Annotated in this window: 15 protein-coding genes, 1 riboswitch and 1 other annotated feature; of the genes, 13 read left to right on the top strand and 2 right to left on the bottom strand. The window is 33.9% G+C overall.

Translation table 11 applies throughout. The annotated features are described in order from the left end of the window. Window positions 1-14: 14 nt before the first annotated feature. The 7 genes from C1I91_RS29605 (at window position 15) to C1I91_RS19495 (ending at window position 9,786) form a co-directional block, all read left to right on the top strand. Entirely contained in the window at window positions 15-1,763 is a 1,749-nt protein-coding gene (locus C1I91_RS29605; RefSeq protein ID WP_238475842.1) for a carbohydrate-binding protein, read from the top strand. A 27-nt stretch (window positions 1,764-1,790) separates the two neighbouring features. Next, on the top strand, window positions 1,791-3,542 hold the full coding sequence (locus C1I91_RS19520) for a glycosyl hydrolase family 18 protein (protein ID WP_128214381.1): 1,752 nt from the start codon (window positions 1,791-1,793) through the stop codon (window positions 3,540-3,542). Between the two features lie 181 nt (window positions 3,543-3,723). Then, window positions 3,724-4,012: a binding site (T-box leader), on the top strand. 256 nt (window positions 4,013-4,268) lie between these two features. Further along, window positions 4,269-6,035, top strand: coding sequence for an arginine--tRNA ligase (gene argS, locus C1I91_RS19515; RefSeq protein ID WP_128214380.1), 1,767 nt, complete (start codon window positions 4,269-4,271; stop codon window positions 6,033-6,035). Between the two features lie 8 nt (window positions 6,036-6,043). Continuing rightward, window positions 6,044-6,853: a DUF2262 domain-containing protein gene (locus C1I91_RS19510; protein WP_128214379.1), complete on the top strand. Its 810-nt coding sequence runs from the start codon at window positions 6,044-6,046 to the stop codon at window positions 6,851-6,853. Between the two features lie 269 nt (window positions 6,854-7,122). Beyond that, a riboswitch (TPP riboswitch) is annotated at window positions 7,123-7,233 on the top strand. A gap of 230 nt (window positions 7,234-7,463) precedes the next feature. Next, window positions 7,464-8,303 (top strand): hydroxyethylthiazole kinase, encoded by an 840-nt coding sequence (thiM, locus tag C1I91_RS19505; RefSeq protein WP_338032625.1) that lies wholly within the window; start codon window positions 7,464-7,466, stop codon window positions 8,301-8,303. Continuing rightward, window positions 8,293-8,913, top strand: a complete 621-nt coding sequence (gene thiE / locus C1I91_RS19500) for a thiamine phosphate synthase (RefSeq protein WP_128214377.1) — start codon at window positions 8,293-8,295, stop codon at window positions 8,911-8,913. The genes thiM and thiE overlap by 11 nt, the downstream gene beginning before the upstream one ends. A 318-nt stretch (window positions 8,914-9,231) precedes the next feature. Then, on the top strand, window positions 9,232-9,786 hold the full coding sequence (locus C1I91_RS19495) for a GNAT family N-acetyltransferase (RefSeq protein WP_128214376.1): 555 nt from the start codon (window positions 9,232-9,234) through the stop codon (window positions 9,784-9,786). Between the two features lie 302 nt (window positions 9,787-10,088). Here C1I91_RS19495 and C1I91_RS19490 read toward each other — a convergent pair whose 3' ends face one another. Continuing rightward, window positions 10,089-10,841: a DeoR/GlpR family DNA-binding transcription regulator gene (locus tag C1I91_RS19490; RefSeq protein WP_128214375.1), complete on the bottom strand. Its 753-nt coding sequence runs from the start codon at window positions 10,839-10,841 to the stop codon at window positions 10,089-10,091. Window positions 10,842-10,970: 129 nt separating this feature from the next. Between C1I91_RS19490 and C1I91_RS19485 the strand changes: the two genes are divergently transcribed. The 5 genes from C1I91_RS19485 (at window position 10,971) to C1I91_RS19465 (ending at window position 19,856) form a co-directional block, all read left to right on the top strand. Next, complete coding sequence (locus C1I91_RS19485; protein ID WP_128214374.1) at window positions 10,971-11,594, top strand: HAD family hydrolase; 624 nt, start codon at window positions 10,971-10,973, stop codon at window positions 11,592-11,594. Between the two features lie 224 nt (window positions 11,595-11,818). Continuing rightward, entirely contained in the window at window positions 11,819-13,066 is a 1,248-nt protein-coding gene (locus C1I91_RS19480; protein WP_128214373.1) for a sn-glycerol-1-phosphate dehydrogenase, read from the top strand. A gap of 280 nt (window positions 13,067-13,346) precedes the next feature. Further along, window positions 13,347-14,705, top strand: coding sequence for an MATE family efflux transporter (locus C1I91_RS19475; RefSeq protein ID WP_128214372.1), 1,359 nt, complete (start codon window positions 13,347-13,349; stop codon window positions 14,703-14,705). Window positions 14,706-15,082: 377 nt separating this feature from the next. Beyond that, window positions 15,083-17,077: a methyl-accepting chemotaxis protein gene (locus C1I91_RS19470; protein ID WP_128214371.1), complete on the top strand. Its 1,995-nt coding sequence runs from the start codon at window positions 15,083-15,085 to the stop codon at window positions 17,075-17,077. Between the two features lie 343 nt (window positions 17,078-17,420). Then, on the top strand, window positions 17,421-19,856 hold the full coding sequence (locus C1I91_RS19465) for a sialidase family protein (protein WP_128214370.1): 2,436 nt from the start codon (window positions 17,421-17,423) through the stop codon (window positions 19,854-19,856). 376 nt (window positions 19,857-20,232) lie between these two features. On the opposite strand, the gene C1I91_RS19460 is transcribed toward C1I91_RS19465, so the two are convergent. Then, complete coding sequence (locus tag C1I91_RS19460; RefSeq protein WP_128214369.1) at window positions 20,233-20,547, bottom strand: demethoxyubiquinone hydroxylase family protein; 315 nt, start codon at window positions 20,545-20,547, stop codon at window positions 20,233-20,235. Between the two features lie 421 nt (window positions 20,548-20,968). On the opposite strand from C1I91_RS19460, the gene C1I91_RS19455 reads away from it, so the two are divergent. Further along, window positions 20,969-22,954 (top strand): methyl-accepting chemotaxis protein, encoded by a 1,986-nt coding sequence (locus C1I91_RS19455; RefSeq protein WP_128214368.1) that lies wholly within the window; start codon window positions 20,969-20,971, stop codon window positions 22,952-22,954. Window positions 22,955-23,121 lie beyond the last annotated feature (167 nt).

The raw sequence follows: 23,121 nt of genomic DNA, 5'->3' as shown, positions 1-23,121 counted from the left end.
AAAGGAGTTTTTTTATGAAAAGAAAGCTTAAATTAATCTCAACACTTCTTGCGGTAATGGTAATTACTCTATTAGCATTGCCATCCTTTAGTACCTCTGCAACACCAGTTCTAAACAGCAGACTTCTTGTGGGTTACTGGCATAATTTTGACAATAGTACAGGCGTAATAAGGCTTAAAAATGTATCGACAAAATGGGACGTTGTAAATGTTGCTTTTGCAAGTTCAGCCGTTGACAACAGTACCATGAATTTTGAACCAGTTACAGGAACTGACTCAGACTTTAAGTCAGACATTGCTTATTTAAATAGTATAGGAAAGAAAGTAGTACTTTCAATTGGTGGACAAAATGGAGTAGTTATATTACCTGATAGCGCTGCAAAGACTAGATTCGTTAATTCTATGATATCTATAATCGATAAATATGGCTTTAATGGAATCGATATAGATCTTGAAACTGGTATGTCTCTAAATAATGGGGACAGTGACTTTAAAAATCCAACTACACCGCAGATAGTAAATTTAATAGCAGCAATTAAAGAGATATACAATCACTACGGTTCTAATTTTATTGTAAGCATGGCACCAGAAACTGCTTATGTTCAGGGCGGTTTCGGAACTTATGGTGGCATATGGGGAGCATATCTTCCAGTTATATATGGAGTAAAAGATATATTAACCTATATACATGTGCAGCATTATAATTCAGGCTCATGCTATGGATTGGATGGTAAAGTATATACTCAGGGAACTGCGGATTTTGAAGTAGCTTTAGCAGAAATGCTATTGCATGGCTTCCCGGTGGCAGGAAATTCAAATAACTTATTCCCAGCGTTAAGACAGGAGCAAGTAATGATTGGATTACCTGCAAGTTCAGGGGCAGCACCAAGCGGAGGGTATATAAACCCTACAGAAATGAAAAAAGCTCTTGATTATTTAATTAAAGGACAATCTTACGGCGGAACTTACAAGCTTGTCAATTCTCAAGGATATGCTAACTTTAGAGGATTAATGGCTTGGTCAATAAACTGGGATGCATATACAGGATACGAATTTAGTAATAACTATCGTACCTATTTTGATGGGTTGATTACAAATCCTGTGACACCAACAACACCAAACGGATTAGCAGCGTCAGCAGCAAGCACATCACAAATAAATGTTTCCTGGAATACCGTAGTGAATGCAACTAGCTACGAGCTTGAGATAGATGGAAGTCTAGTAACAAATGTTACAAGTCCTTATGAACACAAAAATTTGGCACCAGGGTCTACTCATACTTATAGAGTAAGAGCAGTAAATTCAGTTGGAGCAAGTGCTTGGAGCAATGCTATATCAGCAAAAACATTAACTACAACTACGGTACCAGCAGTGCCGACTGGATTAGCAGCCTCTGCTACAAGCACATCACAAATTAAGATTTCTTGGAATACAGTGGCAAATGCAAGTAGCTATGATCTTGAAATAGATGGAACTATAATGTCTAATGTTTCAAATCCATATATAAATGCAAATTTAGCTGCAGGCTCCACTCATACCTATAGAGTAAGGGCTGTAAATTCAAGTGGAGTTAGCACATGGAGTACATCGGTATCAGCAAAAACTCAAACCTCAACAGGAATAACTGCATGGGCACCAAATACTTACTACGCGGTTGGAACCTTAGTTACCTATAATGGAATAACTTATATTTGCCGACAAAGTCATACTTCACAGATAGGATGGGAGCCACCGGTAGTACCTGCACTTTGGCTAGCACAATAATAGAGGATAATTGAAAGGAGTTAAAGTATGAAGAAAATATCTATAAAGAAGATTATTTCAATTGCTGTTTCTTTATCTATTGCCATTCCTGCCCTAGCAGGGGGCAAGGTTTCAGCTACTACTAATTCCAGACTCATTACACAAGCTGCTGACACTAAAAGGTTTGTCGTTTATTTTCCTAATTGGGCTATGTACAACGTTGCACACAATAGCATGTCTGTTGATAATATTCCTTGGGATAAAGTTACAGTTGTAAATCATGCTTTCTTTACTGTAGATTCAAATTATAAAATAGCAAGTACCGATGAGTATGCTGATTATCAAGCGGCTTTTCCACACTCTGGTGGATGGAATCCTGGTGAATTAAGAGGACATTTTGGAGAATATAAATACTATAAATCACTATACCCAAATGTAAAGCTACTTGTTTCAATTGGTGGTTGGACAAGAGGAGAAAATTTTCACGCTATGGCAAGTTCATCGGCTAATAGAGCAACATTTATTAATAGTGTAATTTCTTTTTTAAAACAATATCCGTTTATTGATGGTATTGATATAGACTGGGAATATCCAGGAGTTGATAGGTCTAAGGATCCAAATGATCAATACGATAGAGGATGTCCAGGTGGACCAGAGGACAAGGAAAACTATACAGCTTTAATGCACGAAATTAGGCAAGCTTATAACAGCAGCGGACTATCAGGCAAGCTACTAACTATAGCAGCTCCAGGAGGATATGATAAAGTGGATCTAACTCAGCCGGATCAATATAGTCAATATCTAGATTGGATAAATGTTATGACCTATGATATCCATGGGGCATTTGAAAACACTACTAATCATCAATCAGCTATTTATGCTAATCCCAATGATCCCTCGCCTACAACACCTGTAGATATTAAGAATAAGTACAACACAGATTATATAATGAAATACTTTGTTAATAAGTACCAGGTGCCAGCAAACAAATTAAATGCTGGCTCACCATTCTACTCAAGAGGCTGGAAAAACGTTGATAAGACTACTGGAACAAATGGCTTGTTTGCTAAAGCAAGCGGCGCTCCAGTAGGTAATCTTGATGATCCTAGTAACCCAGGCGGTCAAAACTCTTATGGGCAAATGCTTCAGTTAGAAAATACTACTGGGTATGTAAAGTATAGAGATAGTTACTCTAAAGTTCCATGGTTATATAATTCTTCGTTGGGAGTAATGTATACCTATGAAGATGCTATATCTGCAGCAGCAAGGTGTGATTATGTTATAAATAATGGCTTTGGAGGAATAATTGCCTGGGATATATCTGATGATGCCAGTGGCTTGCCTCTAACAAATACCATCTCTAGTAAGCTCGGTATAGGAAGTACAGTAAATCCAACAGAACCAGCGGTGCCAGAATTAGTAAGTGCAGTAGCATTAGGGACTTCTCAAGTTAATGTAACTTGGAACTCAGTATCAAATGCAACTAGCTATGATATTGAAATAGATGGTGCTGTGGTAACTAACGTAAATAGTCCTTACTCACATAAGGGGTTAGCTGCGGGTTCTACACATTCTTATAGAGTTAGGGCTATAAACTCAGTTGGCACAAGTGCATGGAGTAGTTATGTATCAGCAAAAACTCAAACTTCTACTGGTGTTACTGCTTGGGCACCTAATACCTATTATGCGGTAGGTACTTTAGTAACTTATAATGGACTAACTTATGTCTGCCTTCAAAGTCATACTTCACAAATAGGATGGGAACCATCAGCTGTACCAGCATTGTGGAAACTTCAATAAAGTAGAATAAACAAGCAAAGTTATATTTATCAATTCTTATCACAGAGTTTATAAGAGTTTTGAAAATAAATTTTGGATTTTATTGATGTACCATTTAGAAAAGTAAAATTAAAAAAAGTAAATTTCTATATAAAAATTGTTGAAAAAATACATTTAATTTGTTAATATGTAAATCACATACTAAAAATCGATGAAGAGAAGAGTACTTTTTTATGAGTTTTACAGCGAGCAAAGGTTGATGAGAGCTTTGCAAATAATAAAGAAAGAAGAGAGCCTCTGAGATGCTGCCTGAATTAAGTAGGGATGGCCGCTGACTGCGTTATGGTTTCAAGTGGATTAAAAGGCTGTATAGCTTAAGTAATATATTTCCTGATACTAAAGAAATGTTTTCTTATAGCCATATAGCTTAGCATAAATTTTATTAATATGTTAATCAAAAAGAGTGGTACCACGGTATCCCCGTCTCTTTATAGGAGACGGGGATTTTTTATGTCTAAGAAGCCACAATGAAGGCTAGAGCTACACAAAGTATAATGCAAAAGTTTGCCTTTTCGTAGAGGCTTCTATTCTTTATAAGTATGTGCAGATTGCTTAAATGTGGTTGTCTTTATCTAATTTCTGAGAATTGCTTTTAGCTAGACTTATTGCTCCCAAGGAACTAAGACAGCTTATTAATGTGTAAAAATCAATTAGTGTATTTCAATTAATTATATGGGGGGAATTAACATGAATAAAATTGTAACAATTATAAGTAGCATAGTAGAGTCAGCTTTTGTAGAGTGCGGATACGATAGCTGTTATGGAAATGTCACAGTATCAAATCGTCCTGATTTATGCCAATACCAGTGCAACGGTGCAATGGCCGCTGCAAAAGTTTATAAGAAAAGACCTAGTGAAATCGCTAGTGAAGTTATAGAGAAACTTAAGGCTAGCGAGATTTTTAGTGAAGTTACTATAGTAAATCCAGGCTTCATAAATATGAATTTAAAAGATGAGTTTATTTCAGAATATATTAATAAGATTAACTCTTGCCATTCTTATGGAGTAGAAATTACAGATAACCCTAAGAAGATAATTATAGATTACGGTGGGGCAAATATATCAAAACCACTTCATGTAGGACATTTAAGAACTGCAATAATTGGAGAAGCTTTGAAGCGAATGGGAAGATTTCTTGGCAATGAAGTCATAGGTGATGTTCATTTGGGGGATTGGGGACTTCCAATGGGTATGGTAATAAGTGAGATTAAGAGCAGGAATCCTAACTTACCGTATTTTTCTCATAAGGAACTTGACGAATATTCTAGCAAAGCGCCATTTACTATATCTGATCTTGAAGAAATATATCCTACTGCCAGCAAAAAAGCTAAAGAAGATAGTGTATTTATGGAAGAAGCCAAAATGGCTACATTTTATCTACAGAATGGTAAGAAAGGCTATTTAGCTTTATGGAGACACATTTTAAAGATATCAACTGAAGATTTGAAGAAAAACTATGGCAAGCTAAATGTGGAGTTTGACTTATGGAAGGGCGAAAGTGATTGTCATAAATATATAGATAAACTTACTTCATACTTAAAAGAGCATAATTATGCTTATGAAAGCGAAGGTGCCTTAATCATAGATGTGGCAGAACCAGAGGATAAAAAGCCAATACCACCATTTATACTTCTTAAGTCAGATGGTGCTGTACTGTATAGTACTACAGATTTAGCTACTATTTACGAAAGGGTAATGCTTTATAAACCAGACTTAATTATGTATGTTGTAGATAAGCGACAAAGCCTCCATTTTGAACAAGTGTTTAGATGTGCTAAAAAGACAGGAATAGCAGGGGAAGCTTTAAACCTTCAATTTATAGGTTATGGAACTATGAATGGGAAAGATGGCAAGCCGTTTAAGACAAGAGACGGAGGAACTATGAGACTTGAAGAGCTTATAAAGCAAGTTCAACAGAAGGTTAAAGAAAAGATAACCATGAATAATAGTGATTTAGACATGGATGAGATAGAGGATATTTCAAGAATAGTAGGATTGTCTTCTCTAAAATATGGAGATTTATCAAATCAAATTAGTAAAGATTATATTTTTGATATAGATAAATTCACCTCCTTTGAAGGAAAGACTGGACCTTATATTTTGTATACAATTGTAAGGATAAAATCAATACTGAGAAAAGCAGCTGAAAGAAAACTACCTGTCTCTTCAAGCATTGGTAAGCCACAAAGCAATACAGAAAGAGATATTATGCTGAAACTTAGCTTGTTTAGTGATATAGTAGAAACTAGCTTCGAGGAAAAAGTTACTCATAAGCTATGTGAATATATGTTTGAACTATCCAACTTATTTAATAAGTTCTATCAAGAGAATAAGATATTAACAGAACAGAATTTGGAACTTCAAGGTTCTTGGTTAAGTTTACTAAGCCTAATAAAAGGAGTTTTAGAAACCTGTTGTTCTCTGCTAGCTATTGAAGTACCTGAAAGGATGTAGAAAATCATATGAGTAAAAATAGTGAAATCAAGAAATTTGAAGATAGATTTGAAGACGAGGTTGTAGATGTAGTTGCCATCACGGGACCGTCTGGAGTTGGGGCAGGAAAGGCAGGTGGGGCTATATTATGGGAAGCTTCTATAAATATTATCGCATGGAGGACTTTAGAAGATTCAAAGCAAATAAATGATGAAGAAGTAAGATTATGTTGGTTAGTTGATGATGAAGAACTTACAAAATCCAGAGATATTCTTAAGCCAAATAGTATTGTGAGCTTAAAGGTACGAAGAGGGAAGAATTCTATGATGCTAATTGGGGTTACATCCCAAAGCCCTAAAGATGAAGAACTTGAAAATATACTTGAAGAATCAATGAAACCAGTTTTTTATAAGGATGAAGTGTTAGGACAGTTTGAACTTAATAAGAGCATAAAAATATTTGATAAGAAAATTCAATGGAATGGAGAAGAGGGAAGTTTAAGCTTTGATTTGGATGAGGAAGATAATATGAAAGCCTCTTTAGAAACTGCGCGTGTACTTTTTAAAGATCAAAAGCAATGGGATGATAAGATAAGAGGCTATGCAGCAGATAAGCTACTTGATCTAGCAAATGAGTGGCTTCAGGACAATGATGAAGCTGATATAGATGAGATAACAAAGGAAATGTTCGTTAATTTTATGGCGCTTGAAAGCATAACTGTATACCCAGATGGCAAATTTGATATGTTTTTCTTTGATGGAGATATGTTCTGGGGACACTGCATTATTGTTACTGGAAATATTAATGGTGAGTTCGATTCAGCAGAAATTGCTGGTTAATACCTTACTTGCTTGAAGTTAGTACTTATGATATTATAGACATACTACTTCAAAATGGAATCTATCAAAATAAAGCTTCGTAGATTCATCGAAAGCTTCATTTTGAGTCCAAGGAATGAAGTAGTATGTCTGTTCAGAGGAATAGATATTCCAATTCTATAATCTTGAAAAAGTCTAGAAATAATTTTAACTATTATTATTATTTTTGTTGATTTATATATTTGACTTTGAACTGGTATATCTATATATAACTTTATAAACTAAATATTTACTTAACACAGGGGTGTTGGATAGGCCAACTGAGATTAAGATCCGTAAATCTTTGACCCTAAAACCTGAACTGGGTAATGCCAGCGTAGGAAGTTGTTTATCTGAAAGATTATTTAAGCACAAATCCTATGGATTTGTGCTTTTTTTATACTGCCTATGAAAGTTAAAAATGCTAACTGAAACTAGTAAATTCAATAGCTTAGAGTAGTTGCTGAGGATAGACAATAATAAAATAAAACTTATTCGCCTGCCATATTTTCCTCATATAAATTGGGAAAGGCAGATGGACAAAAAAGCTCACAATATAACATAAGAATTAATTAACTTGGAGGTAGATCATATTATGGAAATAAATAAGAAAATAGCAGAGGCTTTGAATAGTGTAAGAGAAAGAAATCCTTTAGTTCATCATATAACAAACTATGTTACAGTAAATGACTGTGCAAACATAACCTTGGCCTTGGGTGGATCGCCAGTTATGGCAGATGATATCAATGAGGTTTGTGATATGGTGTCATTAGCATCAGCCTTCGTAATAAATATAGGTACCTTAAATAGCAGAACAGTTGAGGCAATGATTGAGGGAGGCAAAAGAGCTAATGATTTAAATATTCCTGTAATATTAGATCCTGTTGGAGCTGGAGCAACTGCCTATAGAACAGAAGTAGCTAAGAGAATAATAGGTGAAGTTAAGCTAGCAGTTGTTAGAGGAAATTTATCAGAAGTAAAAACTTTGTATGGCATAGAAGTGCAAACTAAAGGTGTTGATTCAGGGGAAATAATAGACGGCAATGCAGATGAATTTACCATTGCGAAGGAAATTGCAAAAGATTTTGCTAATAAATTAGATGCGGTAGTTGCTATAACAGGAGCTGTAGATATTATAACTGATGGAAATACCTTGTACACAGCACACAATGGACATAAAATTATGGCTAAAATTACAGGTACAGGCTGTATGTGTACATCTATTATAGGTTCTTATTTAGGTTCTGTAGATAACAAGTTACTAGCTGCTTTAGCAGGCATTACTTCAATGAGTATTGCTGGAGAGGTAGCTTACGATAATCTAGATAAGACTAAGGAAGGAACGGGGACTTTAAAATCTAAGATTATAGATGCTATTTACAATTTAGATGATAAAGTAATAATCGAAAGAGGAAAAATAAATGAAGAGTAACATTGATTACAAATTATACCTGGTTACAGATAGAGGAGTCTTAAAAGGAAGAGACTTAGCTGCTGCTGTAGAGTCTGCCATAAAAGGTGGTGTAACCCTTGTTCAGCTAAGGGAAAAGGATATAAGTACTTTAGATTTTCATAAGGTTGCTTTGGATGTAAAAGCTATAACAAGAAAATATAATATTCCATTGATAATAAACGATAGAATTGATATAGCTTTATCTGTGGATGCTGAGGGGATTCATGTTGGACAAGATGATATGCCCTGCACTGTAACAAGAGAGTTAATAGGTGAAAATAAGATAGTTGGAGTATCTGTTTCCACTTTAGAAGAAGCTATACAAGCAGAGAAAGATGGAGCAGACTACATTGGAGTTGGAGCTATATTTCCAACAAGTTCAAAGGATGATGCTAAGTCGGTTTCTATTGAAGTTCTTAAGAAAATAAAAGAAACAATTTCAATTCCTGTAGTAGCCATTGGTGGAATTTCTTCTAAAAATGTGTCACTTTTGAAGCCAGCAAATATAGAAGGGGTAGCGGTAATTTCGGATATATTATCTAAGGAAGACATTACAAAGGCTGCCAAAGAGCTTAAAGAACTTATATAAAGCTTAGACTTTACTAAAACATTGTATCGAAATTAAACATAGTCAAAAAAATAAAGTCCTCTACAATTCTTAATGTAGAGGATTTTTTGAGGTCTAGAAATACATCATTAATGTTAAGGTTTTTGCAAAGTATAATGAAAAAGGTTAGTTCTTCATAAGAAAGTATAAAATTTTTTATTAGCTAAACCTAGCAATAGCAAGGACTTAGATTAGCTTTTTGGGATAAAGAGTAAAAAAGAAATCTTATTCGACTGTAGGATTCTTATGTGAATTGATGTATAATATTACCTAAATTCCAAATAAGAGGAGGAAATGAGGGTGTTAACTCATAAGGGGACACAGAAGATAGAAACAGAAAGACTTATTTTGCGTAGATTCGAAATAAAAGATGCAGAGGATATGTTTAGAAATTGGGCTAATGATGAAGAAGTTTGCAGATTCTTAAGTTGGAATCCCCATACTAACATAAGTGAGACTAAACAAATAGTTGATAGTTGGATAAATTCCTATGAAGCTAGTTACTATAATTGGGCCATTGAGCTAAAGGAGATTAGTCAAGTTATAGGACAGATTTCTTTAGTAGGAATCAATGAAAAATATTCCTCTTGTATGCCTGGATATAATATAGGAAGAAGTTTTTGGGGGAAGGGCTTTATGACAGAGGCCTTAAGAGCTGTCATTAGATATATGCTTAAAGATGTTGGGATGAACAGGATAGAGGCAAGACACAACACTCTTAATATAGCATCTGGAATGGTTATGAAAAAGTCAGGAATGCAGTTTGAAGGCATTTTAAGACAGGTAAAAGTGGATAAGCGTGGAGACTTTTATGATCTTGCAGTTTATTCTATATTAAGGTCTGATATGGAATAGATATTTCAGTTATATAATTTAAAAAAATACTAGAAATAATTTTATATATTAATTACATGTTTATTGATTTATATATTTTTCTTTGAAATGGTATATCTAAATAGTAAAAATGGGCAATGAATAGAAGAGTCTTAGCACTACTTTGAGTATATAGATATGTATTAAAAAAATGTTGCTAACTACCAGAAGTAGGATATAAGAATATTGACCATAAGTGTGCTTTTTTACATTCTAAAATATTTTCTACAGCTTTTCGGAAGCAACAACATTTTTTTAATACATTCATATAGGTAACGTATCCATCAATATAGGTAATTTATATGAGAAAATTTCTTCATAAAGGAATCTGAAGGCTTTTTTTCTGAAATTAAGTAATCAATGTCTGTAACGGTAGCAACCTTATATGGAGCAATAGATTCGAAACGACTGAATGGGCATAGAAATATTATTTCCTTTGAATGAGACATCATCATTTTACGGATTGTTGTCTCATTTTCGTTTGTATCTGTGATAATTCCATCTTCTGATAAGGCGGCAGAAGTGAAGAATAGCATATCTACATATATATTGCTCAGCATTTCTAGTGCAAAAGAGCCAGTGGTTATCACATCATTACAGTCTGAAACTAAGCCACCTACACAATAGGTAGTAATATGCTTTGAGGCAAGTAGATGAGCTAAGCTGATATTATTTGTAAATACAGTGAGGTTCATATCAGGTGTTAAAAAGTTGGAAAAATTAAGTGCTGTGGTAGAGCTATCAATGAAAATGGAAGAACCAGGCTTTATTAATTTTGAAGCCATCTTCACTATAGTAATTTTTTCACGTTTATTTTCTTGAATTCTCATTGCAAAAGGAGCTGTACCAGGCTGAGCAGAAAGCAGAGATACACCCCCATGACTTCTCTTTACTAGGCCTTTATTTTCAAGCTTAGTTAAATCTCTTCTTATACTAGATGGACTTATAAAGAGTTTCTCTGCTAGATACTCCACTGTTGCGTAATTGTTTTCTTTTAATATATCAAGGATTTCTTTTTCTCTTTGTACAATGCTCATTTAAGGTGCTCCTTTTCTCATTTACAGTGCTCATTGTTGGTTATTTGTCATTATTAACGCCAAGTATTGACCATATGAGCATTATTTAATATTATACTCTCATAAATAAGAAATATGAAGGAGGTTTATATGATAAAAAACATAATTTTTGATGTTGACGGTACTTTGTGGGATACAACAGAGGTCGTAGCTAGGGCTTGGAATAAAGCTATTGAAATGGTTGGGGGAACAAAGGCAGTGATAACCTCCGATGTATTAAAGAAGGAATTCGGAAAAACTATGGATGTTATAGCCAATAACTTGTTTTTTGATGCTAATGAGGATAAGAAAAAAGAGCTATTGAAGAAGTGTTGTGAATGTGAGCATGAATTTCTAGAGGATAACAAAGAGAATCTTCTGTTTCCTAAGGTTAGAGAAACTATAGAAAAGCTGTCAAAAGAGTGCAACCTCTATATTGTTAGCAATTGTCAGTGCGGATACATAGAACTTTTTATGAGAAAAACAGGTATAGAACGTTATATAAAGGATCATGAGTGTTTTGGAAATACTGGTAAAAGCAAAGGGGATAACATAAAACTTGTGGTGGAGAGAAATCATCTAGAAGACGTTGTCTATATAGGAGATACTCAAGGGGATTATGAAGCGACTGTAGTTGCTAAAGTTCCATTTGTTTATGCAAGATATGGCTTTGGTAATGTGGAAGGTTATGATTTCGCTATAGATAGCATGGAGGAGATGCTGAATTTATTATAGTTGTATTTTATTATTAACTATATAAATATAATACTATGTTTAATTTCAACACGGTACTGTAACATAGACAAATATAAAGCTTTTAGAAGATAGTTTAATCTTTTAATTTCAAAAGTTTAGCTGTTTTTTTTGAACAGATATTGAGAATATAAAATTTATCACTAGGTGTTATATGTAATTTGAGGATATGAGAAGAAAATTTATAGATATGGGGGAAGGGTAAAATGAAGGTAGATTTAGGAAGGTTTTTAGGTACTTGCAGTTGTGGACGACCTCATAATATTTCTGTTAAAGAAATATATATTGAAGCTAAAGCAACCAGATACTTAAAAGAGCTTTTGCAAGGGTATGAAAATCCAGTTTTTGTTTGTGACACTAATACTAAGAGAGCTTCAGAAGAGGTACTTTCCGAATATTTTAGACAATATAAAGTTGTTGAGTTGACAGGAGAAAATATACATGCTGACAATGTTAATGTAGAAAAATTGTCTAATAAGCTAGAAGCTAAAGTGGACATATTTATTGCTGTTGGTTCAGGAACTATTCATGATCTGACTAGGTATGTGGCCTTTGAGAGAAATATACCATTTATTTCTGTTCCAACTGCAGCAAGTGTAGATGGTTTTGTGTCAACAGTAGCTGCCATGACTTGGAAGGGAATGAAAAAGACTTTTCCTTCTAAGGCACCAATATATGTACTAGCAGACACAGATATTTTTGGCAAAGCACCTTATAGACTTACTGCCTCTGGAATATCAGATCTTATGGGAAAATACACAGCTTTAGCAGATTGGAAAATATCTAATATTCTTACTGATGAATATTTCTGTGAAAATATATATGACTTAGAAATGGAAGCGGTTAAAGAAGTAGAAAGCATATTAGACAAAATCAAGCTAGGTGATACAGATTCTATGGAGAAACTCATGTATGCACTAATACTTTCTGGACTAGCAATGCAGATGATTGGCAATTCTAGACCTGCTTCTGGCGCAGAACATCATATATCTCATTTGTGGGAAATGGCGGTAATAAATGAACCTATTGATGCACTTCATGGTGAAAAAGTTTCAGTAGGTCTAATCTTAAGCTTGCAAAAGTATGGCGAAGTACTAGAAGCTATTGAAAGCGGAAATATTGAAGTTATTGATAATTCAGACCTTGAAATAGAACTTCTTAAAGACACCTTTGGTAAAAAAGGATTGTATGAAGAAGTACTAGAGGAGAATGGAGAAAGTTTATTAAAAGCTGTTGACCTTGTTAAGTTAAAGGATCACTTTAAAGCTATTGCCTTAGAGCTTCATAAACTCCCCAAAGCTTGCGATATGAAGATGCTACTAAAGAAAGCTGGCTGTATAGTCTCCATGGATCAGTTAAACTTACCAAATATTAAAGAGCTTACATTAGTATTAAGTCCATATGTACGTAGAAGGTTGACCTTTATGAGAGTAACTAAGCTGTTAAGGCTATAAGTCTACTATAGATATTGTAGCTCCAAATAAAAGTCATAAATATATAATGCTTTGGTTTGAAAATATATACCACTTAAATTTAAAGTCTATTTTGAAAACTCCTCTGGTTTTGAGAGGAGAATTTGCAAATATAAATTTTAATATGAGGATTGAAGTGGTACATCCATTGATTAAAGATTAGGTTAGTCACGAATTTGAGCTGTGATTATTCTAAAATAAAAAACAATAAAGAAAAAATACGGCATTGAAAGATGAATTGCTAGATAGAAAGAGGAAGGTTATGGCTGCAAAATATATACAAGATATGACGGAAGGAAATGAGACTTCATTACTTATAAGGTTTTCACTTCCTATGTTGGTGGGAAATATTTTTCAACAGTTTTACAATTTAATTGATTCGATAATAGTAGGAAAATTTATAGGCGCTAATGCTCTTGCAGCAGTAGGGGCAACAGGCTCCTTAAGTTTTTTGTTTTTTTCTATATGTTTAGGGCTATCAATTGGCATAGGTATTATAATAGCACAATACTTTGGTGCTAAAAAAGATTCACAGGTAAAGAGAACTATAGCTAACGGAGTTTATGTGATTGGAGTATCTGGATTGATAATGAGCATAATAGCTGCTGTATTTGCGCGTCCTATACTACAGCTAGTACAGACACCACCAGAAATTTTAAATGATGCAGTTACATTTTTGAGGATAGTATCTGGAGGAATGATAGCTGTTGCGGCCTACAATGCCATAGCAGCTATACTTAGGGCGTTAGGAGACTCAAAGACACCTTTGGTATTCTTAGTTATATCTTGCATAATAAATGTGGTTTTAGATCTGATTTTCGTACTTAAGTTTGGATTTGGGGTAGCTGGAACAGCCTATGCTACAGTTTTTTCACAAGCTTCAGCTGCAGTAGGATGTATAATTTTTGCTTTACTTAAGAATCCTTACTTTAAGCTAAAGAGGGAACATTTAAAAGTTAACTGGCCTATTATAAATAAATGTATAAGAATAGGATTACCAGTAGCAGCACAAAATTCAATGATAGCCTTATCGTTAGTAGCTTTGCAACGTGTTGTAAACGGCTTTGGAGAAACAGCAGTAGCAGCTTTTACTGCAACCAGTAGAATTGAACAACTTATTCAACAACCATTCAATTCTTTAGGTGCAGCTCTTTCTACTTTTTCTGGACAAAACATGGGAGCTAATAAATTAGAAAGAGTAAAAAAGGGATATCGTAAGAGTATTTTAATAGTTGCAGGGTTTAGTCTTTTAGCACTTTTAGCTGCTCAACTAGGTGGAAGAGCTATAATGGAAGTCTTTGTAAAGGATGAAGCAGTAATAGATCTTGGAGCAAAGGCTATAAAGCTTACTAGTTTAATGTATTTTCCACTAGGAATGATTCATATTACAAGAGGATTGCTCAACGGTACTGGTGATGCTTTCTATGCCATGATTAACGGAATGGTTGAGGTTATAGGAAGAGTTGGTTTTTCCAGTGGATTAGCGGCATTCCCTGCATTTGGTGTATGGAGCGTATGGATAACAACTGGTCTCACTTGGTTTATTACAGCTATTGCAAGTGTCATTCGTTATAGACAGGGAAAGTGGAAAGAGAAGTCTTTAGTAAAACAGCAGAAGTAGTAAAGCTTTGCTATGAAATTTAACTTAGGATATTAAAACTTTGACTTATTTAGAAGTAATATATTCTTAACTAAGATGATAAAGTAAGCTAACTTATATGCTTTATAGGATTAATTTGTATAATTTCTAAGCCTAATTATTAAAAATACAAAGAACGAAAATAATAAAATGAAATTTGTTCAAATAAAAAAATAACAATTTATTAAAAATTAGCACTATAAAATAGAATAACAATAATAGAAAAGGATTAGACCCTTCAAATAGAGATTGTTAGTTAATATGGTTTTGTCGAAAAAAGTAAAGTATTTACAAAACACGACGAGTTATTAATATATAGATAGATTTACTAGTTGAGTAATTTAGTGGAGGGGAATTGTATGAAGAGCATAAAAGTTAAATTAATGTTATTCTTAGGTGTGTTGATAGGGGTAATATGTATAGGGTTAGGAATATTGGCTTATTTTGATTCTTCAAGATCATTAAAATCAAATATAGGAAAAACTTTGCCTTCTATCGCAGAGCAAGCAGCTAATACTATACAAGGGGAACTTGATGGAAAATTAGGTGCTTTGGAAGTACTTGCATCAAGAGATGATATAAAAGACTTAAGTATTCCATATGAGAATAAATTACCTATTCTTTTACAGGAAGTTAAGAGAAGCGGAAGTGTAAGAATAGGTATAGCAGATAAAGATGGAAATTTAAAGTATAGTGATGGAAAATCCTCAAATGTAAAAGATAGGGATTATTTTAAGAAGGCAATAGCAGGGACGAGTAATGTTTCTGATCCATTAGTGAGTAAGATGGATGGATCTATAGTTGTAAACTTCGCAGTGCCAATAAAGAATAAAGATGAAGTTGTTGGTGTTTTAGTTTCTTCAAATAATGGTAATAAATTAAGTGACTTAACTAATCAAGTCAAATTTGGAAAAACAGGTACAGCTTTCATGATAAAGAAAGATGGAGTAACCATTGCCCATACTGACAAAGATATGGTTCTAAAAATGTATAATGCTATAGAGGAAGCAAAAAAAGATTCTAAATTAGCTCCGTTGGCTAATATTGAAAAAGCTATGGCAGAAGGAAACAAAGATGCTAGTGAGTACATATTTCAAGGACAAGATAAGTATATAGGTTATGCTCCTGTAAAAGGTACAGAGTGGTCGCTAGCAGTAACGGTTTCAACCAGTGAAGTATTGTCTGAGTTAAATACTATGAAGGTTATGGTCGTAGCATCATCTATAGTTTTCTTAGCTTTGGGATTAGGATTAGCTTATATTATAACAAACAGTATTACTAAAGGAATAAAGTCAACTTCAAATCACTTAGGATTATTGGCACAAGGAAATCTAACAGAAGAAGTTTCTCCTAAATATCTGAAGTTAGAGGATGAAATTGGAGAAATGACTAAGTCAATGGATAAAATGCAGAATTCACTTAGAGAGATGATAAATAAAATAAAGGATAATTCTTCAAATATAGATTCGCAGGCTTTAAATTTATCTGCAGTTGCTGAAGAGATAGCTGGTTCTTCTCAGAATGTGGCTGAAGCGATAAACGAAATTGCAGAAGGTACTGGAAGTCAATCTAGTGATCTACTAAGCGTAATTGAAGTTCTTGAAGACTTTAGCAATAAGCTATCAGAAATGGTTAGTGAAATACAAGTTGTAGATTCGAACTCTAGGGAAATAAGCTCTATGGCTGAGATTAGTAGTGGAGATATGAATGACTTAAATAAATCAGTTGTAAAGATTAGTGATTCCTTTAAGTTGTTCAATGATAAAATTCTTCAGCTTGGAAAAGCTATAAACGAGATAAATGAGATAACTAACTTGATAAATGACATTTCAGAACAAACCAATTTATTAGCACTGAATGCAGCTATTGAAGCTGCAAGAGCAGGGGAATCAGGCAGAGGCTTTGCGGTTGTTGCAGATGAGATAAGACAGCTGGCAGAACAATCTAAGGATTCTTCATTGAATATCAGTAAGTTAATCACTGAAATATCTCAGGATACAGATATTATTGTTAATGATTCTAGAGTAATGGACAATGAACTTATCAGTCAAGTTGATATTATAAACAGTGCGATAGATTCGTTTAATAAGATAATCAAAGCTGTTAATGAAGTAATTCCTAAAATAGAAGCTGTTAAAGATTCAGCAGAAAAGATAGAAGAAGATAAAAATGTAATATTAGGCAGAGTTGACGGTGTTTCTTCAGTTTCACTTGAAGTTTCAGCATCTGCTGAGGAAATAGCTGCTTCTTCAGAGGAAATGAATGCATCTACAGAAGAGGTAGCAGCTGCCGCACAAATGCTTAGCAGTATGACTAACGATATGATGGAAGAAGTAAACAAGTTTAAAATATAGCTGGTACTATATTTTGATTTTATAAAAGAGGCTAATACAAAAGTTATAAAACCAATCTAAAAGAGAAAAGTCATGTGTAAAAGGTAAAGTTAATTCCTTTTATGCATGGCTTTTCTTACTGTCTATACCAATATGAAATAGTAATATGAAAGGTTTTCTTTAAGAAGTAATTTGAATTTCAAATTTAAATTACCTTTTATCAATATTGTGCTAGAAATAGGTGATTTAGTTAAAGAATTAGATTGAAAATATTAATATAATACAATTATAGCTGGAAAATATATTCTTAACAGCAAGTATAGATTTATACAGTAGTTGAAATTTTTACTAAGGAGGTCTAAATATGATATTGGAAGAATCTAAGTCTGCAATAGACTTAAATATGAATAATAGAATAGAAAAGTATGGTTACAAGTCCATTTCTGTTCCTGGAGGCGGTTTTGTTACTGGCTTTGTATTTCATCAAGCAGTACCAAATATTTTATACTGTAGAACTGATATTGGCGGGTGCTATAGATATGATTTCGAAAATAATTATTGGGTATCGTTAATTGATCATGCTACTGGTGACAATGCTTGGGAAACATATCCATTGGCTATTGCACTCGATATGCAGAATCCTAGTTATGTATATACAATGGTTGGTGATTTTCGAGTTAATAAAATTGGGTTTTCTGAGGATTTCGGTGCTCATTGGATTTATTATGATGCACCAATAATTGATGAGAATGGAAATGCAGCAGCAATACATGGCAACGCTTCAGGAAGATCCACTGGTGAAAGGTTGGTAGTTGATCCTAAAAATCCTAAAGTTTTATATTTAGGAACAATGAAGCATGGCCTTTGGAAAACCATAGATGGGTGCAGAACTTGGACAAGATTGCAGGTTGCATATCCTGAGAAAGACTCTGAGGATAATATATGTTTTGTGGAAATTGATCCGAAAAGCGAAGTGGTTAGTGGTTCCTCAAAAAGAATTATAGTTGCCACTAATGGCAAGAAAGGATCTCTTGGTGATGATATCAGGGGTCAAAGTGTTTATATAAGTAATGATGGTGGGGTAAACTTTAATCCTCTAAAAGGAGAGCCTGAACCTGTTCTTGGAGGGGGCAGGGATTATCCAGGATATGTGGCTCAGAGAGCATCTTTTATGGGAAAGTATTTATTTATATCCTATGCTGCCTACAATGTTGGAAACTCAAATTGGGATACCTATGGCTGTGATTTTGGCAGATGCTATGATGGGGCTCTTTATCGCTATGAGCTTGATGAAGAAGGAGAAGTTATACAGGCATTAGATATAACTCCTGAAAACCTTATAGATCCAGATTTTTATGATAAAAATTCTAAGAGAAGACTAGGTTATGGAATAAGTGGTATATGTGCAGATTCTCAAAGTGAAGGAACCTTGATATGCTCTACTATTTTGGCAAAGCCTGATACTATTTACAGATCCACTGACTATGGTATTAGGTGGGAACCTATACTTTCAGGACTTACTGTAGGAAATATAGATTTCAATGTTTCTTATCAAAGACCAGAATATAATGGTAATGCTTCTCTGATACATTGGATGTCAGATATTAAGATAAATCCCTTTGATAGAAATATGGCATTGTTTAATACCGGTGCAGGAATATTTATGACTAAAAACCTAACAAAGTCAGAGCAAGGAGAAGCTGTTACGTGGGGTTGCTGTGATGATGGAGTAGAAGAAAATGTACATCTTAACGTATATTCGCCCCCCTCAGGAGAAGTTAAAGTTATTGATATAATTGGTGACTACGGTGGATTTGTATTTAAAGATTTGGATAAGCCAGCAGAAAACACTTTTGCAAATCACAATAAAGATAGGTGGATAACAGCAATGAATGCAGATTATCCAGATAATTACTCTAATATAATCGTAGTTGCCCCAAGAGGTAACTGGACTGGAAAGACAAAAGGAGGAATTATAGCATCCTTTGACCGAGGAGAAAACTGGCAACAGTTAAGTGATCCATTTGGAATTACAGAGGAAATAGATGAAGTGGTTAAGTCTTTGAAGAAACCAAATGTAACTGCTGGGTGGGTGGCTATATCATCTGATGGAAAAGCTATACTTTGGGCTATTGGAGATCCTCTATATTTCTCCAGACTTGTATACACTGAGGATTTTGGGAACACATGGTTTAAGGTAAAGGTATTTGATACTAAGGGCGATCTTATTTCCAAGGAGAAAGTTCCTTTAAAGGTCATGGCTGATAGAGTTAACTCGGAAATCTTCTTTGGCTTTGGAGATAACATAAATGGAAAGGGGTTCTACGTAAGTAGAGATAAAGGAAAGAGCTTTCATCAAATAGAATCACCAAATGGTTTCCCAGAAGTTAATCTTGCAGGGATAGATGGAAAGCAGATCTACGAAATTAGAGTAGAAGCTGAAAATGAAGGTGTCATATGGATGGCCATGGAACAGTATGGTCTTTGGAAAGTTATATATGACAATAAGCTTAATGTTTTTAATGGAGTTAAGACTTCTAAACCCAATGATTTCATAAAAGGAATAGGTGTTGGAAAGCCTGCTGTAGGCAGCAACTTCAAATCATTGTACACTAGTGGAACTATAAACGGACAGTATGGATTTTACAGATCTGATGACGAAGGAAATCACTGGATTAGGATAAATGATGATAAGCACCAATATGGTGATATTCGATCTATATCTGGAGATCCTAGAGTCTTTGGAAGGATTTATTTAGCTACTGGTACTAGAGGGTTAGTTTATGGTGATAGGATTTGAAGATAATTAGTTTGTATTAATTTAGAGCTTATTTACACACTGTATACATGGATATTCTTCGCTAGAAAATAAGCTTAAACACTAATCAAGCTACTCCATAAAATTATTTTAAATTAAGGATATCTTCAAGAATTTACTTTAACAGAGCTAGAATTAAATAACTCAAAATAAAGGTTTCATAGCTTAAGCGAAACCTTTGTTTTGACCATGATGATTAAATTAATAGTTGAAGTTGGATACCTATAGGAAACCTTTATGAAAACTTAAGTTATACTTGTTATAAAATCGCGGCTTCTAGCGATTTTGTGGCATGTATAACTTAATAGTTGAAGTTGGTTCCCTATAAGTTGCTTGTAAATTGTATAGTTGAGAATTATTATTGCAAAGGTGATTGGAAATTGTGAGCTTGTTGCTCTTTTATGTTTTGCTTTCCCTTTTCAGTACTTTCAATTTCTTTTGGACATATAATATATAACAGTTGTTGCAATTCACCTACATGTCTTCTTTCTTCATCAGCGATATGGTAGAAAATTTTTTTAGCTCGTTCATCATTTGTAGCCATGGCATGAGCTTCATATCCAATAATAGCTTCAAGTTCTCCAGCTATATCCACTCTAATAGCTTGAGCAAGTTCTTCATTAGACATTTGCCTAGGGATATTAGCTACAAAGGGATTTCCTAATAACGCCATAAAAACACATCCTTTCTCAAAACTTATCTTCTCACGGATTACTAATCAGTATACTGATTTTAAGTAAGAATGAAAAATTATTCACCCTCTATAATTTCTTCACATAGGTTCCAGAAAGGTAGATATGCCAAAAGTAGCTAGAGAAAGATTGCTTTAGCTACTTTTTATTTAAAAATGGTTGGTTAATACTTTTTCTGAGTTTTTTTGGAACTTTATGAAAAGTTAATTGACATAGTGGGTGTAATTGCTTACACACGAAACACTATTATACAGTATTCGACAGTTGGGCTGGTTGTTTTAAGAAAAATATTAACATATATATAATGTTATTAAAAAAGTGGACGAAAATATAAAAGATGAAATGATATCATTTATTATATAAGGATTTTTATCAAAGAAAACTATTAATAAGGGGGTACTTATGAAATTTACCAGATCGCTGAGATTTAAACTTATGGCCACACTACTTTGTGTGTCATTAATACCAATGCTTTCTCTTTCTATATTTCAACTTGCTAGATTTAAATCTGTAATAGTGGAAAATATAAAGGATCAAGAGGTGGCAGTTGCAAACTCTACAGTCAGCTCTATGAACAATTGGCTAGATGGTAAAGTGTCACAACTTACAGAACTTTACAAGTCTCATCCGGAATTTAAGAATGGAGATGCTGCGTCTATTTCAGCTGTATTAAATCCAGTTAATGAAAGTGATAAAGAAGTGGAGCTGTTAGTGTTCGCCAATAAAGATGGTATGATTGGCACTACTAATGTAAGCGATAGGCAATACTTTACTAAAGCAAGAGATACTAAAAAAATTGCTTATACTGATATAATTGAAAATAAAAGCAACAAAAACATGGATATACCAATAGCTATTCCTATATTAGATGATAGCAACAACTTTAAGGGAGTAGTAGCAAGTTTGGTAAGTGTAGAAGCAATAAAAAATTATGTTGGTAAGGTTAAGTTAGCAAGTACTGGATTTGCCTTTATGTTATCAAGCACTGGAGACTTTATATATCATCCTAATTCAGATTATGTAAGTAAATCTTATACTGATGTAATAAAGAGTACTGAGTTAAAAGGAATAATAAAAAATGAAATGCTAGCTAAGAAATCTGGGTATGTAAAGTATGTGGATGATAAGGGAATAGAAAAAATAGCCTCTTTTGCAACCGTTGACAATACCGGATGGAAGGTTATAGTTACAGTACCTACCTCAGAGGTTTATAGTCAAGTAAATAGTTCTGTTACCATATCAACAATATTTATAATACTTGCAGTAATAGCTGTATTAATTGTATCATTCATCATGGCTACCATAACGGTAAAGCCTATAAAATTGACAGCGGATTACTTAGGGCACTTGGCGAATGCCGACTTTACAAAGGATATACCTGAAGAGTCTAAGAAGCGTTCTGATGAGATCGGAATGCTTGCTAAATCTATGTCCATAATGTTTAATTCAATAAAGTCGCTTATAGGCGATATTATAAATGAATCCAATAGTGTTAAAGACAATATAGATGTGTCAACAAATAATATTTTAGAGCTTTCCAGAGAAATGGAGCATGTATCATCAACTACTCAGGAGATGTCAGCAGGTATTGAAGAGACCGCTGCAGCTACAAAGCTTATGAGTGATTCTTCTAGTAATATAGAGAATGCGATTGAAAGTATATCAAGTAAGGCTCAGAATGGAACTAAAATAGCGGAAGAAATTAGTGAACGTGCTCAAAAACTTAAAGAAAAAGCTATATCATCTCAAAGAGATGCACAAGATGTACGTAATACTATAGATGCAGATACTAGAGAAGCTATTGTTCAGTCAAATGCTGTTGAAAAGATAAATGTGCTTTCAGAATCTATCCTGCAGATAACTTCTCAAACCAATCTTCTTGCACTAAACGCAGCAATTGAGGCAGCAAGAGCAGGAGAAGCAGGAAAGGGATTTGCTGTTGTTGCTGATGAAATACGTAAATTAGCAGAAATATCAAAGGATACAGTTAACGAAATTCAAGATATAACGAAGCTTGTGGTAGAAGCTGTTACTAATTTAAAGACAAGTTCTGAAAAAGCCCTTAATTTTATTGATACTGCAGTAATAACAGACTATAAGGTAATGGTGGATACAGGAGAGCAGTACTTTAAGGATTCAGAAGCTGTTGCACATTTAGTTAATGACTTTAGTTCAACTGCAACAGATTTATCAAAATCTATAAATGAGATGATAAGAGCAATTAATGATGTGTCTACTTCTAATAATGAAAGCGCACAAGGTGCTCAAGGAATTTCAGAAAAAGCCTTTACCGTAATGCAAAGTGCAAATGAAGTTACTAACTTTATGAAGGTTACCGAAAGCAATGCTCAGAAGCTTATGGAGATCGTAAGTAAATTTAAAATTTAATAGAGTTTATTTGTACCAAGAACAGTGATTTATACTTTTCTATATTATTGATAGACTTTCCTATTACTAGGAAAGTCTATTTTTTCGCATTCCAGAGTTTCTTCACATATGGTCAGAAAAGGCAGATGCACAAAAAGATTCACTAAAGAAAGGCGCTTTAGTGAAAT

The organism is Clostridium manihotivorum (assembly GCF_004015185.1).
GTDB lineage: Bacteria > Bacillota > Clostridia > Clostridiales > Clostridiaceae > Clostridium_AR > Clostridium_AR manihotivorum.
Note: the sequence above shows the minus strand (reverse complement) of the source record. Positions and strands in the feature narration are given on the sequence as shown.

What these genes read in the sequence shown, in the direction of transcription:
- C1I91_RS29605 (WP_238475842.1), top strand. Translation starts at nt 15, where the DNA reads ATGAAAAGAAAGCTTAAATTAATCTCAACACTTCTTGCGGTAATGGTA.
- C1I91_RS19520 (WP_128214381.1), top strand. Translation starts at nt 1,791, where the DNA reads ATGAAGAAAATATCTATAAAGAAGATTATTTCAATTGCTGTTTCTTTA.
- argS (WP_128214380.1), top strand. Translation starts at nt 4,269, where the DNA reads ATGAATAAAATTGTAACAATTATAAGTAGCATAGTAGAGTCAGCTTTT.
- C1I91_RS19510 (WP_128214379.1), top strand. Translation starts at nt 6,044, where the DNA reads ATGAGTAAAAATAGTGAAATCAAGAAATTTGAAGATAGATTTGAAGAC.
- thiE (WP_128214377.1), top strand. Translation starts at nt 8,293, where the DNA reads ATGAAGAGTAACATTGATTACAAATTATACCTGGTTACAGATAGAGGA.
- C1I91_RS19490 (WP_128214375.1), bottom strand. Translation starts at nt 10,841, where the DNA reads ATGAGCATTGTACAAAGAGAAAAAGAAATCCTTGATATATTAAAAGAA.
- C1I91_RS19485 (WP_128214374.1), top strand. Translation starts at nt 10,971, where the DNA reads ATGATAAAAAACATAATTTTTGATGTTGACGGTACTTTGTGGGATACA.
- C1I91_RS19480 (WP_128214373.1), top strand. Translation starts at nt 11,819, where the DNA reads ATGAAGGTAGATTTAGGAAGGTTTTTAGGTACTTGCAGTTGTGGACGA.
- C1I91_RS19475 (WP_128214372.1), top strand. Translation starts at nt 13,347, where the DNA reads ATGGCTGCAAAATATATACAAGATATGACGGAAGGAAATGAGACTTCA.
- C1I91_RS19470 (WP_128214371.1), top strand. Translation starts at nt 15,083, where the DNA reads ATGAAGAGCATAAAAGTTAAATTAATGTTATTCTTAGGTGTGTTGATA.
- C1I91_RS19465 (WP_128214370.1), top strand. Translation starts at nt 17,421, where the DNA reads ATGATATTGGAAGAATCTAAGTCTGCAATAGACTTAAATATGAATAAT.
- C1I91_RS19460 (WP_128214369.1), bottom strand. Translation starts at nt 20,547, where the DNA reads ATGGCGTTATTAGGAAATCCCTTTGTAGCTAATATCCCTAGGCAAATG.
- C1I91_RS19455 (WP_128214368.1), top strand. Translation starts at nt 20,969, where the DNA reads ATGAAATTTACCAGATCGCTGAGATTTAAACTTATGGCCACACTACTT.